At 66.3% G+C, this 15,387-nt stretch carries 14 protein-coding genes; 6 read left to right on the forward strand and 8 right to left on the reverse strand.

What is annotated here, in order from left to right:
* Positions 1–177: 177 nt before the first annotated feature.
* Entirely contained in the window at positions 178–468 is a 291-nt protein-coding gene (locus QNO03_RS10225; protein ID WP_229949188.1) for a WXG100 family type VII secretion target, read from the forward strand.
* Positions 469–581: 113 nt separating this feature from the next.
* Here QNO03_RS10225 and groL read toward each other — a convergent pair whose 3' ends face one another.
* From groL to QNO03_RS10245, 4 genes are all read right to left on the reverse strand, one after another.
* A complete protein-coding gene (gene groL, locus QNO03_RS10230) occupies positions 582–2,219 on the reverse strand; it encodes a chaperonin GroEL (protein ID WP_227922944.1) in 1,638 nt (545 codons plus the stop codon).
* Positions 2,220–2,627: 408 nt separating this feature from the next.
* Positions 2,628–2,831, reverse strand: a complete 204-nt coding sequence (locus QNO03_RS10235; protein WP_229949186.1) for a cold-shock protein — start codon at positions 2,829–2,831, stop codon at positions 2,628–2,630.
* Positions 2,832–3,028: 197 nt separating this feature from the next.
* On the reverse strand, positions 3,029–3,655 hold the full coding sequence (locus tag QNO03_RS10240; RefSeq protein ID WP_289603211.1) for a LytR C-terminal domain-containing protein: 627 nt from the start codon (positions 3,653–3,655) through the stop codon (positions 3,029–3,031).
* A gap of 67 nt (positions 3,656–3,722) precedes the next feature.
* On the reverse strand, positions 3,723–4,031 hold the full coding sequence (locus QNO03_RS10245) for a DUF3263 domain-containing protein (protein WP_229949184.1): 309 nt from the start codon (positions 4,029–4,031) through the stop codon (positions 3,723–3,725).
* A gap of 125 nt (positions 4,032–4,156) precedes the next feature.
* Here QNO03_RS10245 and QNO03_RS10250 point away from each other — a divergent pair, with 125 nt between their 5' ends.
* Together QNO03_RS10250 and QNO03_RS10255 are read left to right on the forward strand one after the other, a co-directional pair.
* Complete coding sequence (locus QNO03_RS10250) at positions 4,157–4,936, forward strand: uracil-DNA glycosylase (RefSeq protein WP_502874576.1); 780 nt, start codon at positions 4,157–4,159, stop codon at positions 4,934–4,936.
* 28 nt (positions 4,937–4,964) lie between these two features.
* The gene (locus tag QNO03_RS10255) at positions 4,965–5,828 is read left to right on the forward strand and encodes a siderophore-interacting protein (protein ID WP_289603212.1); all 864 of its coding nucleotides are present in this window, start codon (positions 4,965–4,967) and stop codon (positions 5,826–5,828) included.
* 76 nt (positions 5,829–5,904) lie between these two features.
* On the opposite strand, the gene QNO03_RS10260 is transcribed toward QNO03_RS10255, so the two are convergent.
* Positions 5,905–7,281, reverse strand: coding sequence for a threonine/serine exporter family protein (locus tag QNO03_RS10260; protein ID WP_354003893.1), 1,377 nt, complete (start codon positions 7,279–7,281; stop codon positions 5,905–5,907).
* Between QNO03_RS10260 and QNO03_RS10265 the strand changes: the two genes are divergently transcribed.
* Positions 7,271–7,534 (forward strand): hypothetical protein, encoded by a 264-nt coding sequence (locus QNO03_RS10265; protein WP_289603281.1) that lies wholly within the window; start codon positions 7,271–7,273, stop codon positions 7,532–7,534. The two genes, QNO03_RS10260 and QNO03_RS10265, sit on opposite strands and share 11 nt — an antisense overlap.
* Positions 7,535–7,888: 354 nt before the next feature.
* Here QNO03_RS10265 and QNO03_RS10270 read toward each other — a convergent pair whose 3' ends face one another.
* From QNO03_RS10270 to QNO03_RS10280, 3 genes are all read right to left on the reverse strand, one after another.
* Positions 7,889–8,962, reverse strand: coding sequence for a lipid II:glycine glycyltransferase FemX (locus QNO03_RS10270; RefSeq protein WP_289603213.1), 1,074 nt, complete (start codon positions 8,960–8,962; stop codon positions 7,889–7,891).
* Between the two features lie 129 nt (positions 8,963–9,091).
* Entirely contained in the window at positions 9,092–10,660 is a 1,569-nt protein-coding gene (locus tag QNO03_RS10275) for an MFS transporter (RefSeq protein WP_289603214.1), read from the reverse strand.
* Between the two features lie 79 nt (positions 10,661–10,739).
* A complete protein-coding gene (locus QNO03_RS10280; RefSeq protein ID WP_289603215.1) occupies positions 10,740–12,248 on the reverse strand; it encodes a CYTH and CHAD domain-containing protein in 1,509 nt (502 codons plus the stop codon).
* A 135-nt stretch (positions 12,249–12,383) separates the two neighbouring features.
* Here QNO03_RS10280 and QNO03_RS10285 point away from each other — a divergent pair, with 135 nt between their 5' ends.
* Together QNO03_RS10285 and QNO03_RS10290 are read left to right on the forward strand one after the other, a co-directional pair.
* Positions 12,384–13,361 carry an aldo/keto reductase gene (locus QNO03_RS10285; protein ID WP_289603280.1) on the forward strand — a complete coding sequence of 326 codons (978 nt, stop codon included), beginning with the start codon at positions 12,384–12,386 and terminating at the stop codon, positions 13,359–13,361.
* 216 nt (positions 13,362–13,577) lie between these two features.
* Positions 13,578–15,284 (forward strand): glycoside hydrolase family 13 protein, encoded by a 1,707-nt coding sequence (locus QNO03_RS10290; RefSeq protein WP_289603216.1) that lies wholly within the window; start codon positions 13,578–13,580, stop codon positions 15,282–15,284.
* The last annotated feature ends 103 nt before the right edge of the window (positions 15,285–15,387 follow it).

Consider the following 15,387-nt stretch of genomic DNA (forward strand, 5'->3'; position numbering starts at 1 on the left):
GTTCCGCGGCCCTGCCCTGAGGTGAGTGAGCCTGAGGTCAGCGAGCCGCCCTCCACAGCCGGGCCGGTGGCGCCGTTCCGCTGGTGTGCTCCACAGCTACGAGTCCTGCGCGCGCCGGCGGACGGCGGGGACCCTAGCCTTCCGGGATCGGACGCACGCCATCACCAGGAGGAAACCATGCCGTTATTTGCCGTGGACAGCGAGGCGCTTGCCGCCAAGAGTGCCGAAGTGCAGGGAACCATCGACCGCCTGCGGGCGGACGTCAACGGAATGCAGGCCGGTCTGGCCTCATTGAGCGACATCTGGCGGGGAGCAGCGTCGTCCAATTTCCAGCTGCTGGTCACGGACTGGCGGGCCACGCAGGCCCGTGTGGAGGAGTCGCTGGACAGCATCAACCAGGCTTTGGCCTTCGCCTCGGCGCAGTATGCCGAAACGGAAGCGGCAAACACCTCGCTGTTTATGCACTGAGCCATCGCCGCCTGTCTTTTACCCGGGTTTATCCCCCGGGTTTAAACGAAGCAGACGCGGCACCCGGACCGGGTGCCGCGTCTGCTTACGCGTCAGGCAGAAACTGCGGGGGCTTAGAAACCGCCCATGCCGCCCATGCCGGCCATCTCGTCAGCGCCACCCATAGCGGGGGCCGACTTCTCCGGCTTGTCCGCAACCACTGCTTCGGTGGTCAGGAACAGGCCGGCGATGGATGCAGCGTTCTGCAGGGCAGAACGGGTGACCTTTACCGGGTCGTTGATGCCGGCAGCCAGCAGGTCTTCGTACTCGCCGGTTGCTGCGTTCAGGCCGAAGCCCTCCGGCAGGCCGCGGACCTTGTCCACAACTACGCCCGGCTCCATGCCGGCGTTGAAGGCAATCTGCTTCAGCGGAGCGTCGATGGCAACGCGGACGATGTTCGCGCCCGTTGCTTCGTCGCCCTCGAGGGACAGGTTGGCGAAGGCCTTGAGGCCGGCCTGGATGAGGGCCACGCCGCCGCCGGCGACGATGCCTTCTTCCACTGCAGCCTTTGCGTTGCGGACAGCGTCCTCAATGCGGTGCTTGCGTTCCTTCAGCTCAACTTCGGTTGCCGCACCGGCCTTGATGACTGCAACGCCGCCGGCCAGCTTGGCCAGGCGTTCCTGCAGCTTCTCGCGGTCGTAGTCGGAATCGGAGTTCTCGATCTCGGCACGGATCTGGTTGACGCGGCCGGCGATCTCTTCGGCGTCGCCTGCGCCTTCGACGATGGTGGTTTCGTCCTTGGTGACAACAACCTTGCGGGCCTTGCCCAGCAGGTCCAGCGTGGCGTTCTCGAGCTTCAGGCCAACTTCTTCAGCGATGACCTGGCCGCCGGTGAGGATGGCGATGTCGGCCAGCTGTGCCTTGCGGCGGTCGCCGAAGCCCGGTGCCTTGACGGCGACGGACTTGAAGGTGCCGCGGATCTTGTTGACGACCAGGGTTGCCAGGGCTTCGCCTTCAACGTCTTCGGCGATGATCAGCAGCGGCTTGCCGGACTGCATGACCTTCTCGAGGACGGCAACGAGATCCTTGACGTTGGAGATCTTGGAGTTGACGATCAGGATGTACGGATCCTCGAGGACCGTTTCCTGGCGCTCGGCGTCGGTGACGAAGTAACCGGAGATGTAGCCCTTGTCGAAGCGCATGCCTTCGGTGAGTTCCAGCTCCAGGCCGAAGGTGTTGGACTCCTCGACCGTGATGACGCCTTCCTTGCCGACCTTGTCCAGGGCTTCGGCGATCAGGTCGCCGATCTGCTGGTCACCGGCGGAGATGGAAGCCGTAGCGGCGATCTGCTCCTTGGTTTCGATCTCCTTGGCGGAAGCGATCAGTTCGGCGGTGACAGCGGCAACAGCCTTCTCGATGCCGCGCTTCAGGCTCAGCGGATCGGCGCCGGCGGCAACGTTGCGCAGGCCTTCCCGGACCAGGGCCTGGGCGAGAACGGTTGCGGTGGTGGTGCCGTCACCGGCAACATCGTCAGTCTTCTTCGCAACTTCCTTGACCAGCTCAGCGCCGATCTTCTCGTAGGGATCGTCCAGCTCGATCTCCTTGGCGATGGAAACACCGTCATTGGTGATCGTGGGGGCGCCCCACTTCTTTTCGAGAACAACATTGCGGCCACGCGGGCCGAGGGTCACCTTGACGGCGTCGGCGAGGATGTTCAACCCGCGCTCGAGGCCGCGGCGTGCCTCTTCTTCAAATGCAATGATCTTGGCCATAACGGCTATCGTCCTTCCGGAACAGTCATGCTTGGAGCAAAATTTTGCATTGCCTGCCGGGGTGCCCGCGACGGACGGGCCGGCTCGCGCGATCTCTTTACGCGGTCCCCGTACCCTCACCCCAGTGGGTTGCTTGTTCACTCAACGCCGTCGGACATTTAGCAGTCATCCGGCAAGAGTGCTAAGTCAATAATTAGCACTCCCACACACTGAGTGCAAGCGATCACGCCGACATGCAGCCCGGTTCACAGCGATCCCGGCACCACTGGCGGGACAGCTCGGGATCCGGCCGGCTCCGCGCCGGAGACCACTGCGAAAAGCGGGCCACCACGGCAAAAAGCAGCGGCGGAGCCGAGGCTCCGCCGCTGCCGGTTCCGCCCGAAGCCGGGAGGAGGTGCCTGAAGGGGTCTATACCGCGCGGACTTCCTCGGCCTGCGGCCCCTTCTCGCCCTGGCCGATCTGGAATTCAACCCGCTGGCCTTCTTCCAGTGTCCGGTACCCGGAGGCCTGAATGGCCGACCAGTGAACGAACACGTCCGTTGCTGCTTCGTCGAGGGTAATGAAGCCATACCCCTTCTCACCGTTAAACCACTTGACGATCCCCTGCGCCATGATCTTTCTCCAACCTTGATTCCGATGCCTCCGGCGGCATGCTTGGACACCGGAGGTGCCTGGCCCGGCGCGGACGGCCGGCTCCAGAGGAGACCTAGGTCAGCGGCGCAAACCGGCTGGCATCACTCTAACCATGGTGATAGCGATCACATACGGGCTGTTGATATCGTTATGGTCTTTTTACCCCGGGCCGCCGGCTACCGGAATCCGGGGCCAAGGACAACAGTGACGCCCGTGAAGCCGGGGACTTCGGCGACCGTGGGAATGCCCAGCTGGGCGCCGACCTCCTGCGCATTGGCTGCCTGGTCCGGAGAACTGTAGTAGACCCCGGAGGCCTGCTGGGGGGCGCCGGCCCAGTTGCCGACCGTTCCCACCGCCCAGCCTGCACTGGAGATCCGTCCGGAAACGCCGGCACCGAGTCCCGTAACGCCGCTGGCGTTGAACACGGAGACAGGCTGTGTGCGGTCAACCGGCGGCGTCGACGGCGTCGGTTCCGGAGTCGGCGTAGGGGTGGATGCAGCGCTCGGGCTGGGGGATGCCGTGCGGGTGTCCGCGTCAGGGGACGGTGTCTGCGTGGCGGTAGGTGAAGCGGATGCCGGCGCGGTGGCCTGCGCCGCCGGGGACGGGTTGGAAGAGCCTGAACCGATACCCAGCCGCGGCAGGACAAAGTAGGCTGCCAGGCCGATCAGCAGCGCCAGAACACCCACGGTGATCAGCAGGCCCAGTCCGCTCGAACGCGGGGGAATGAGGCGTTCGCGGTGCACGCCCTGCCGCGCCGAGGTTTCGGGGACCTTGTCGAACTCGTCCCGAGGGTATTGGCTCATAGTGGAGTTTCAATCCTTGTTCTGGTGGCGCCGCGTCCTGGCCCGCCAACGCTGATGGGAACCGGCCTTAGATACCGGTGCCCTGGCGGCGGGCTGTACGGGCACGCTGGCGGGTCGTTCGTAGTCTACGCAATCGTTTGACCAGCATCGGATCATGCGCCAGCGCTTCTTCCGTGTCGATCAGGGCGTTCAGGACCTGGTAGTACCTCGTGGCCGACATCCCGAACAGGTCCTTGATGGCCTGTTCCTTGGCACCGGCGTACTTCCACCAGGCCCGCTCCAATGCGAGCATCTGTTGTTCCTGGGCACCCAACGGGCTTTCCGGATCCACTGCGTCGTCGAGTGAAAACCGCTCGGCTTCTGTCGGTTCAGCCACACACGCTCCCAAAAAAGATCCCTGTCATACCTACCCGCCCATGCTAATTGGGAATAACAGGGTTGTCATTTAGGGGAGGAGGGGTGCGCGCCCCGGCAAAAACGGTCCGGTGGCAAAATGGACCGGTGACCACTGACGAACCCCGGCTCTTTGACTGCCCCACCCCGGCCGCACCGATAGCGGATGCCCCCTTTCCCTTCGCCGCCCCCGCACGGCTCGAAGACCTGATGGCGCCCGACTGGGCCGAAGCACTTGCACCTGCGAAGGGACGCCTTGCGGAACTTGCGGCCGGGCTGGAGGTGGAACGCCGTGCCGGGCAGCACATCCTGCCGGCGCCCGGCAGGATCCTGCGCGCTTTCCAGCGCCCACTGGCCGATGCGCGCGTGCTGATCGTAGGCCAGGATCCCTACCCCACTCCCGGCCATGCCGTCGGGTTGTCCTTTTCCGTGGGCGCGGATGTGCGTCCACTCCCCCGCAGCCTGAACAACATCTTTGCCGAGCTCAAAGCCGATCTGGGAATTGATCCCCCGGCCTCCGGGGACCTCAGCGGCTGGGCGGACCAGGGCGTGGTCCTCCTGAACCGGGTGCTCACCGTCCGTGCGGGAGAGGCGGGGTCACACCGCCGGCGGGGATGGGAGGACATCACCGAGCTCGCCGTCCGCGCCTTGGCCGGCCGCCGCCGCGCGGATGGCACCCATATTCCCCTGGTCGCGGTCCTGTGGGGCCGCGATGCCCAGGGCATCGTTCCGTTCCTGAACGGTGTGCCAACCGTCGAATCAGCGCATCCAAGCCCGTTGTCGGCCTCGCGCGGATTCTTCGGCTCCCGCCCGTTCAGCCGCGTCAATGAGCTGTTGGTCCAGCAGGGTTCCGGGCCCGTGGACTGGCGCCTGGGCACGGTACGGTAGTTTGAGGCCCTTTCCTAGGAGACACCCCATGCCCGAATCACCAACTCCCCCGCGCTCGGCCGGGCCTACCCAGGACATTCCGCGGCGGCAGCGCCCGCTCGTGACCCTTGAGGTTCTCCGGCGCGAGCAGATCAGCGGGCACATGGTCCGGGTGGTGGCCGGCGGCCCCGGCTTTGACCGGTTCCAGCCGAATTCCTGCGCCGATGCCTACTGCAAAATCTGGTTCGGGCCGCAGGGCCGCCCGATCGACGGGTCGGAGGACCTGGAAACCCTCCGGTCCCGGAGCGAACGTGAGCACTGGCCGGTGTCCCGTACCTACACCATCCGGAATGTGGACCACCAGGCACGGGAAGTCAGTATCGATTTCGTAGTGCATGGCGATGAAGGCCTGGCCGGGCCGTGGGCAGCCTCGGCGCAGGCAGGCGAACCGCTGACCTTCTCCGGGCCCGGTGGAGCTTTCAACCCGGACCCCGACGCCGACTGGTACCTCCTGGCTGCCGACGAATCGGCTCTCCCCGCTGTGGCCACCGTGCTCCGCGCCCTGCCGCAGGACGCCGTCGGGCACGCCTTCGTCGAGGTCGCCGGACCGCAGGACCAGCAGCCGGTGGAGAAACCTGCCGGCGTTGAGCTGACGTGGCTGCACCGCGGTGACACTCCGGCCGGCCGGAGCCGGCTGCTGACCGATGCCGTGTCCACCGTGCGCTGGCGGGACGGCGCCGTGCAGGTCTTTGCGCACGGTGAGCGGGAGGTCATGAAGTCCCTCCGGGATGTCCTCTTCAGCCACCGGGGGCTGGAACGGCGGCAGGTATCCCTGTCCGGGTACTGGGCTGCCGGGCGTTCCGAAGACGTTTTCCAGGCGGAAAAGCGCACCCCCGTCGGCAAGATCCTGTAGCCAACCGGAAACGGTGCCACACAGCAAAGAGCCCGTCCCCGCAGCAGCGGGGACGGGCTCTTTGCTGTGTGGGCAGCTAACGCCGGCGGTTGCGGCGGTCGTTGCCGTTCAGGTTCCGGGTGAAGGGGCGGCCCAGGTTGTCGCCCAGCACCACGCCGCCGGAAATGGCCAGGATGACGGTGAGCGCGTCAAAGAGCCCCACCACCCCCTGGTACATCTCGTCGGTCCCGATGCTCAGGCCGTACATGGACCGGAAGATCGCCAGTCCCGGGAACAGGAACAGGACTGCGGGCACGGCGACGATCAGCTGCGGGGCCCCCATCCGCAGGGCCACGATGCGGGCCACCATGCCGATGAAGATGGCAGAGACCGCCGGGGTCAGGCGCGCACCCATGCCGCCTGCTTCCGCCGCCTGGTAGACCAGGAATCCGGCCACGCCGATGAGGACCGTGGGGAGGACCAGCCGGCGCGGGGACTGCTCCACCACGCAGATGGCGGCCAAGGCAAGGGCCAGCAACAGCAGGGTCACGGCGAAGGAATACTGCGAGGAAGCCACATCGGTGACGTTCAGCCTCCCCATTCCCAACATGACTCCCAGGACAAGCGCCACGGCAATGCCGGCCACCAGGGCGCCGAACGTCAGGAACGCAGACAGGAACCGGCCCGATGCCGTGACGGGGAACCCGTTGATCGCATCCTGCACCGCGGAAACCAGGCGGCCGGTGGGCAGCATCACGAGAATTCCGCCCGCGACGACAATGCCGGGTGAAATCGGCACCTCCATGGACCAGAACAGCATGGCCATGGCCGTGACCACGAAGCCGCTGGCCGCCGTCGTGAAGAAGTCCGGAACCCGCCACCTGCCCAGCACACGCTGGAGGAGGCTGACCATCACGGTGCCGGTGAATCCCACCAGGGACGCCAGCGGACCACCGCCGATAAACCCGACGATGGCTGCGGCGAAGACACCTGCGGACGCCGTGACCGCCCAGCGGGGGAACGGTTTGGGCTGGTGCGTGATCTCGTTAAGCCGGTTGGACGCCTCGGCACGGGAGAGCCCGCCGTCGATAATCTCCGTCACCAGCTGGTGAACCAGGCCCAGGCCGGCATAGTTATTCGTCCAGGACCGCACCACGCGCATTACCGTGATGGGGGTCTGGTCCTTCGGGGAGTAGTTCAGCAGCACTGACTGGTTGGTGATGTCCACTTCGATGCTTTCCAGCCCGAAAGCGGCGGTCACCGCGATGATGGCGGTTTCCACTTCGAGGGCACCGGCGCCGTAGCGGAACATGGACTCGGCCATGCCCAGCGCGAGATCCAGGGTTTTGCGGGCACTCGCGTCCGGACCTCCGGTGCGCACCAGCGGGTTGGCGTAGGGGCTGCCCGCCAGCCGCTCCACAATGGACATGGCCTGGGTTGGCGGGTTTTCCCCCTGGACGAGTTTGCGCAGCATCCGCCGTGCTGCGGCAGAGGAGCGGTCGGCCCGGACCGCCGGGGAACCCAGCGGTGCGGGACCTGCCGGTGCCGTCCTACGCGGGCGCGGGGGGCGTTTCTCGCCCGGGTCGGCCGTCGTCCGGATGCGGTTGGTCTGGGGCCGGGGGATCCTGGATCCGGCCGGCCGGACCACCGACGTTGTGGGTGGCGGCGGTTTGGGCCGGGTGCTGCGCAGGGCGGTGGTGGGCATGTCAGTGGTGGCGGGCGGCTGACCCGGTTCCATGCCCGACGTCGGCCGTTCGGCCTGGCGCTTCCGGCCGTTACCTGACGTTTTCCCGGACTGTGCCTTTCCGGACTGTGCTTTCCCGGGCTGCGCCTTTTCGGGCTGCACCTTTCCGGGCTGCGCCTTTTCGGGCGGTGTTCCCGCCTGGCGTTTTCCGGATTGGACGCGGCGGCCCGCCGGCATGCTGATCAGCGGGATAAGCCCCGCGGCCGGGTCCGGGTTCGGTGCCGAATCCGGATTCGATCCGGGCTTGCGCCCACCCGGATCGGATGTGTTCTCCAAGGACTAGCCCTTTCGCCTGTTCCGGGACCCTGCCCGGGGTATTGCCTGGTGGAACTGCTGCTTAGTAGAACGGCTGCTGGTGGCGGCGCCAGTAAATCTGCCGCGCCACCCGTTCTCCGATGGTGTTCCAGATACGGTAGCGAACCGGATCCACCACAAAGTCATAGCAGCCCACAAAATCGGTGACGGTCTTCGAGAAACTGGTCTTGAACAGGCCGAGTCCGTGGTGCGGGTGGCTCTTGTCCTTGAGCTGGCTGCTGGGCGGAGTACCGCAGAAGTCGTAGGAGGTGATGCCGCACTCGTCCTTGAGCTCGGTGATCGCCGTCCACTGGACCAGATGGGAGTCACCATACTGGGAACGGCGTGGCTTGGATCCGCCGTCCTTGTACGTTCCCTTGTTGCCGTACGCAATCACGAAGGCACCCACCGTGGGCTCGCCGTCCTCGAACGCAAAGTAGAAGCGCCCCTGCCCGGCAGCCACGAAGTTGGACCAGAAGCGGTGGTAGTACTCGTAGGAACGCAGTCGCGCCGCGGAGCGGTCCTCAATGTGGGCCATCAGGCGGTACATGGTGCGCATGTTTTCTTCGGTGGGCTCCACACGGCGGACGTCTGCGCCTTCACGGATGGCCCGCCGGACGGCGTTGCGGCCGCGCGAGGAGAGGTTCTTGAGCAGCTGCTCTTCGTCCGGCGTCGTGTCCAGCAGCGCCGTTGAATCGTTGGGCTGCAGGTTGAAGGTCTTGATGAATCCGGCGCCGGTGAACAGCGCCTGGACCTCTTCGCTGTCCACGATGTCCGGCTCGACCTTGATCGCGAAAACCTTGCGGCGGGTCTGCTTAATGAACCGGGTCAGGGCCTCGACCACCAGGGGCACGTCTTCGGGGGCGGCGACGTCGGGTCCCTTGATCAGGTACCAAAGGCTGCCGAGTACCGGAACATTTTTCTCGATCGCCAGCGTGTAGGTGACGTAGTCGGGTCCGGTGAAAGCCAGGTAAACGGGATTCCAGCCGTGGTGGGACTTAACTTCCGCGAAGGATGCAGACTGGAGGACATTGCCGCCGCCGGGGTTGGCAAGCACGTGCTTATCCCAGTTGGCGATCTCCTCGGCAGTGGCCAGGCGTGCACTAAAATCTCGCAAAATACCTCAACTAATGGTTTGTTCACTGCATCGTTTTCAGCGCATCGCAACCAACGCGCCGGCCCGCCGCGGAAACGGCCTTCGAACCGGCTCCCAGTCTATCCGTTGCACCGGCGCCGGACCGAACGCTTAGGCGGACGCGGGCAGGAACCATCTGACCCGGGGTTCCGCCTCAGCCAGGTCCCACGCATCCTGGATAATCCGGCGGTCCTCCCCCGTGGTCCGGGTCTGTTCCTGCCGCAGATATTCCCGCCAGGTCGGCACGTCGTAGATTTCCCGAAACTGGTCCGGGTCAGTGACTGAATGCACCAGTTCCCAGTCGGTGGCACCGGTGCGCATGCGGGACAGGCGGACTCTGTGCATTGCATCCACAAAATCGGCGTTCCGCTCCGCCGGCACCTCGTAGGAAATAAGGACGGTCACGGGACCGGCTGCGGGGTCCGGCTCACTGGCTGCTGCCGGAAGGTGCAGTTCCGCCCCCGCCACGCGGCGGTCCAACCGGCCGGTTCCCGGCAGCAGGGGAAGCACCAGGACACTGGCTCCTGCCAGCACCAGGACACCGGCGGCGAAGGCCAGGGTGGGCGCGTACCCGGCGCCGGTGGCACCGGACCCCCAGAAGACGGCGCCGACGGCCTGCGCCCCCGAGGCAACCATGAGATAGACGGACAAACCGCGGGCACGGACCCATTCGGGCAGGGTCAGCTGCATTGCGGCGTTCAAGGTGGAGAACGTGGAGATCCAGGCGAACCCCGCGAGCACCAACAGCAGTGCCACGGCCCACGCTGGCAGGTAACCGGCGGCAAAGGTTCCGGCAGCAAAAGCCACGGCGCTGGCCCCGAGCAGCACGTTATCCGGCAGGATCGAGCGCAGCCGGGGCAGGAGCACCACGCCCAGTACGGCACCGAAGCCCAACGCTCCCAGCAGCAACCCGTACCCCGCCGACCCCAGTCCAATATGGCCGTTGACGGCTACGGGCAGCAGGGCGTACAGGGCACTGGCCGGGAAAATGAACAACCCGGACCGCAGCAGGATCCGCCGGATGAGCGGGGCTGCCCGGATGTACCGGATTCCTGCGGCCAGCGCCTCCCCCATGTGTTCCCGCTCGGCTGGATCGTCGCGGGGCGCCCGCCAGCTGTAGATCGCAAGCGAGGTGCCGATGAAGGACAGTGCGTTTATCCCGAACACAAAAGCCGGACCTGCCAGGGCCACCAGCACACCGGCCACCGCCGGGCCCACAGCGCGGGCGGTGTTCATGGCCACGCTGCCGAGGGCCGCGGCCGCCTGGATTTCCTCCCGGGGCACGAGGGTGGGTGTGATGGCCTGCCACGCAGGTGCACTCAGCGCCATGCCGCAGCCGATGAGGAACGTGTACAGCAGCAGCGAATCCGGGTCCAGCAGGCCCAGGGCGGCCACGACTGTCAGTACGGAGGCGGCACCGGCAGCGAAAATATTGGCGCCCAGGATCAGCCGCCGTCGGTTGAAGGCGTCTGCCAGCACACCGGCAATAAGTCCCAGCAGCAGCGAGGGCGCGAGGTTCGCGGTTTGGACCAGGGAAACCAGGGCGGGGTTGTCGCTGGTTTCCACCAGGAACCACTGGGCGCCCACGGTCTGCATCCAGGTGCCGATATTGGAGCCCAGCTGCGCAAGCCACAGGATGAGGAACATCCTCCGGCGCAGCGGAGCCCAGGGCGATTCCATTCGAATTCCTCCGTCGAGGTCCCCCGGTTTAAAGCAGGGTACGTCGGACTCTCCCGCAGGGTCCAGATAACGGCTCCGGTCAGGGTTTGGAAGGGAAGCCTTTCCAGGCATGGTCAAAGCGCTCCTGCGCGGCCCGGGCGCGGACCTGTTCCAGCGCATGGAGCCGGCCGTAGGTGAATCCGTTTTCACCGGCGGCCGACGCCGTTGCCCCCATGCGCCGCAGGTACCCCTGGGTCACCACACTGTCCTGGTGCTCACCAAGGATTTTCTGCACATGCTCGGCGGCGTCCACCATGACCTTCGCGTCCTTGGGCTGCACGAGACCCCAGACCTCGGCCGCGTAACGCAGCCGCTTGGCGTCCTTGCGCGCATCGTGCAGCGCCTCTGCATAGGCTTCACCTTCCTGGGTCCGGGCAGCGCGTACCCGGCGGTGCAGGCGTTTCCGGTCCCGCCGGATCATGCGGGCGGAGGCAGGGCCTGCCGGCTCCCGGGCCGTTCCGGTCCAGGAGGGGCCGTCCACCAGTGCTTCCAACGCATCCAACGCCTGGAAGTACCGCCGGGAGTGCAGTGCTTCCCGGATCTGTCCGTACGCCTGCCGATACTCGTAAAGCAGTTCTTCATCCACGCGGGCGGCAACGGGGCCCATCACCAGGTCGCCAGGTTCGTCAGCAATGAGCTGCTGGAGCCGGTGCCGCATCACCTGGGCATCCCGGGCCTGGCCGAGGACTCCCGCAAGCCAGCGCAGCTCTTCACGCAAGGTGTTCCCCGGCTGGGGGTCCATCGTGCTGCGGTAGCTGGAAAGGGCCGAGCGCAGCCGCCGGGTGGCCACCCTCATCTTGTGGATTCCGTCCGCTTCCCCCCGGCGCACCCGGGGTTCGTGCCGCAGCAACTCGTCGAACTGCGCGCGCAGGTACTGCAGCAACACGGCGGACACCGGACCGTCTGTGGTCAGCGGAACGGCACCGGTCCCTGCGGTGTCCGGCCCGGCCTGCTCCAGCTCCGGTTCCTCCGCGGTCCCGGGTCCGGTCAGGGCGGCACCGGCGGCGAGGAGGACGGCCTCCGCCGCCTCAGCCAAGCCCTCGTCACCGGCACGGACCACCCAGACCCGGCGCCCGCTTCCGGGGGTATCCGGCCCGCTTCCCACGAGGCGTTCGTCCGTAACGCTGCCCAGGACCGCACCCGTAGCGTCCAAAAGTCCGTAGTCCAGGAAGCTGGTCGTGAGGGTTTCCACCGGGAGCAGCTCCCGCCCCCGGGCAACCGCCTGGACGTCCTCCATGAGCTCCGGCGGTATGACCGCATCTTCGGGTGGAATCCCGGCATCCTGCCCGGCGCTGACGCGTATGGAGGGGTCCAGGGATACCGCGCTGCGCTCCCAGCGGGCGCCGCCGTCGTGGTCCGTGATTCGGGAAAGACGGACCCCGTGCCGTTTCAGGGCCCGGTCAGTGGTGTCGTAACGGACTTCCGTGCGCTGGCCTTCCTTCGGCTGCGCCACTTTGGCGACGCCTGCCAACTCATGCAGCGGCGGCAGCATCAGTGCTTCCCCCGCCGTGAAGCTGCGGCGGCTTTCGGTACCCGTTCCGGCGACCATGTGCGCCAGTATAGGTCCGTGTGGGCGGCTGCCGGGAGCCCTTCCGCGTCCTGTCTACCCGGCGGAGCCCCGGCCCCGGTAGCATCTCGGTAATCGAACCGGCACGGCAGCAGCGGAGGCCAGCGGATGAACTCGATGACATACGGCAAGCTCGGCAAGTCAGGGGCTACGGTCTCGGCCATCGGGCTGGGCTGCCTGGGGTTCGGTTCCCCGGACCGGGGCGCACACGCGTGGACCCTCCGGGAGGATGAGGCCAAATCCCTGCTGCGGCACGCGGTGGAACTCGGGATCAATTTCTTCGATACCGCCAATGTGTATTCCGCCGGCCACAGCGAGGAAATTCTGGGAGCGGCAGTTGCGGAATACTGCCGGCGGGAAGAAGTGGTGATCGCCAGCAAAGTACACGGCGAAATGGGGCCAGGACCCAACGGGTGGGGGCTGTCCCGCAAACACATCCTGTGGCAGGTGGAGGAGAGCCTGCGGCGGCTGCGCACTGAGTACATCGACCTCTACCAGGTGCACCGGTGGGACGGGAGCACCCCACTGGAAGAAACCCTCGAAACCCTTGACCAGCTGGTCCGGGACGGCAAGGTCCGGTATCTGGGTGCATCCAGCATGCACGCCTGGCAATTCGCCAAGGCACTGTCCCTGCAGGACAAGCACGGCTGGGCGCAGTTCATTACGATGCAGAACCACTACAACCTCCTCTACCGGGAAGAGGAACGGGAAATGTTTCCGCTTTGCGCGGACCAGGGTATTGGGGCGCTGCCTTACTCTCCGCTTGCACGCGGCCGCCTGGCCCGCCCGTGGGGGGCCCGGACGGTGCGCCAGGGCTACGACGAGCAGGGCCATGAGCTCTACCGCGGCAACGAAGAAGCGGACCACAGCATCACCGATGCCGTGGGCAACGTCGCCGAGGGCCGCGGTGCAACCCGCGCCCAGATCGCCCTCGCCTGGGTGCTGGCGAATCCTGTGGTCGCCTCCCCGCTGATCGGTGCCACGGCGGCTTCCCACCTGGATGACAACATCGCGGCCCTGGATATCCAGTTGACCGAAGAGGAATTCGCCGCTCTGGAGGAGTCCTACCGCCCCCGTCCCGTGGCGGGGTTCTGAGCTTCAGCCCAGGCCCGGACAACATGGCGGAACGACGGCGGCACCCCGTTGGCGTGTGCTCCAGCCGGCAGAACCAGCTGATATCAAAAGGCGGAAAACACCTTCGAAAAGTCTTATTTCGTCCCTAGTGCCCGTAATCAAGGGGAAATTCAAACCGTTAGCGACACACAAAAGGAAACGTTTCGGTCCTGGCTCCTGCGCACCTAGGATAGCCAAATGTTCCGGACCGTTCTTGATGATTCCTTGACCGAATTAGTTCCCGTCCACCCGGCGTCCACCGGCCGTGAATGGTGGCGGTCCTCGGTGATCTACCAGATCTACCCGCGCTCGTTCCGTGACCTGAACGGCGACGGCATCGGCGACCTGCCCGGCATCACCGCCGAGATCCCCACCCTGGCCGAACTCGACATCGACGCCATCTGGCTCTCCCCCTTCTACCGCTCACCCCAGAAGGACGCCGGCTACGACGTCGCCGACTACTGCTCCGTGGACCCCCTCTTCGGCACCCTGGACGACTTCGACGCCCTCGTCGCCGAAGCCTCCCGCCACAACATCCGCATCATCGTGGACCTGGTCCCCAACCACTGCTCCGACCAGCACCCCCTCTTCCAGGCTGCACTCGCCTCCCCCGCCGGCTCCCCGGCCCGGGACCTGTTCATCTTCCGCGACGGCACCGGAGAACACGGTGAAAACCCGCCGAACAACTGGCAGTCGCACTTCGGCGGCCCCGCCTGGACCCGCGTTACGGAACCCGACGGCACCCCCGGGCAGTGGTACCTGCACCTGTTCGATACCTCCCAGCCGGACTTCAACTGGGACAGCCCCGCCGTGCACACCGAGTTCGAGAAGATCCTGCGGTTCTGGCTGGACCGCGGCGTCGGCGGGTTCCGCGTCGACGTCGCCCACGCCCTGATCAAGAAATCCGGGCTCCCGGACTGGGGCGGACGCGCCGACGGGTCCTCCTCCGAAGGGTTCCCCGGCGACGCGGCCCCGATGTTCGGCCAGCCCGGCATCCACGACATCTTCCGGTCCTGGCGGAAGATCCTGGACTCCTACGACGGCGACCGGGTGCTCTGCGCCGAAGCGACCATCGACCCCATCGAACGCCTCACCGACTGGGTCCGGCCCGACGAAATGCACCAGACATTCAACTTCGCCTACCTGCACCACCCCTGGCACGCGCCCGCGCTGCGGGAAGTCATCGAGTCCAGCCTGCGTGCGTTCGACCGGGTCGGGGCACCCACCACGTGGGTGCTCTCCAACCACGACGTCGTCCGGCACACCAGCCGCTTCGGCCAAACCGGCTGGCAGGAACGCCCGGGCGACGGTATCGGCGCGGCGGATACCCAGCCTGACCATCACCTTGGCATTACCCGTGCCCGCGCCGCCACGCTGCTGATGCTGGCACTGCCCGGCGGTGTTTACCTCTACCAAGGCGAGGAACTCGGCCTGCCGGACCACACCCAGATGGATCACGCCTTCCGCCAGGATCCCACGTACCACCGCACCGCCGGCGAACGGCTGGGCCGGGACGGATGCCGTGTTCCGCTGCCATGGACACCGGACGGTCCGGCTTTCGGCTTCAACGGAACCGGGGAATCCTGGCTCCCGCAGCCACAGGGGTGGGGCGAGCTGGCCCGCGGTGTGCAGCGGGAGGACCCGGACTCAACCCTGAACCTCTACCGGATCGCCCTGGACCTGCGCCGCGAGCTGGACCTGGGCAACGGTTCCCTGGCCTGGTGGCCCGGCTACGACTCCGAGCAGGTGCTTGCCTTCGCCAACGGCAATGTCATTGCCGTTATGAACATGGGTGGAACGGATGTGCAGCTGCCGGCGGGAGAGCTGATTGCCTGCAGCCGGAACGGTGCCGTTTGGGACGGGTACCTGCTGCAGGACTGCAGCGCCTGGATCCGGGTGGGCTAGGCACCGCACCGCGCCACGCCGGTTTATTGCGCAGTTCCCGGCAGACAGACCATGCTTGGATGGTGATGGTTCCATAGTGGTTCCCCAGTAGTTTCCCCAGTGG

Origin of the sequence: Arthrobacter sp. zg-Y877 (assembly GCF_030373105.1) — a bacterium.
Taxonomy (GTDB): domain Bacteria; phylum Actinomycetota; class Actinomycetes; order Actinomycetales; family Micrococcaceae; genus Arthrobacter_B.

Bases quoted from the DNA above. Each gene is read 5' to 3' on its own strand.
- QNO03_RS10235 (WP_229949186.1), bottom strand. From the start codon at position 2,831: ATGGCGCAGGGGATCGTCAAGTGGTTTAACGGTGAGAAGGGGTATGGC.
- groL (WP_227922944.1), bottom strand. From the start codon at position 2,219: ATGGCCAAGATCATTGCATTTGAAGAAGAGGCACGCCGCGGCCTCGAG.
- QNO03_RS10240 (WP_289603211.1), bottom strand. From the start codon at position 3,655: ATGAGCCAATACCCTCGGGACGAGTTCGACAAGGTCCCCGAAACCTCG.
- QNO03_RS10290 (WP_289603216.1), top strand. From the start codon at position 13,578: ATGTTCCGGACCGTTCTTGATGATTCCTTGACCGAATTAGTTCCCGTC.
- QNO03_RS10275 (WP_289603214.1), bottom strand. From the start codon at position 10,660: ATGGAATCGCCCTGGGCTCCGCTGCGCCGGAGGATGTTCCTCATCCTG.
- QNO03_RS10280 (WP_289603215.1), bottom strand. From the start codon at position 12,248: ATGGTCGCCGGAACGGGTACCGAAAGCCGCCGCAGCTTCACGGCGGGG.
- QNO03_RS10260 (WP_354003893.1), bottom strand. From the start codon at position 7,281: ATGCTGCGCAAACTCGTCCAGGGGGAAAACCCGCCAACCCAGGCCATG.
- QNO03_RS10225 (WP_229949188.1), top strand. From the start codon at position 178: ATGCCGTTATTTGCCGTGGACAGCGAGGCGCTTGCCGCCAAGAGTGCC.
- QNO03_RS10255 (WP_289603212.1), top strand. From the start codon at position 4,965: ATGCCCGAATCACCAACTCCCCCGCGCTCGGCCGGGCCTACCCAGGAC.
- QNO03_RS10285 (WP_289603280.1), top strand. From the start codon at position 12,384: ATGACATACGGCAAGCTCGGCAAGTCAGGGGCTACGGTCTCGGCCATC.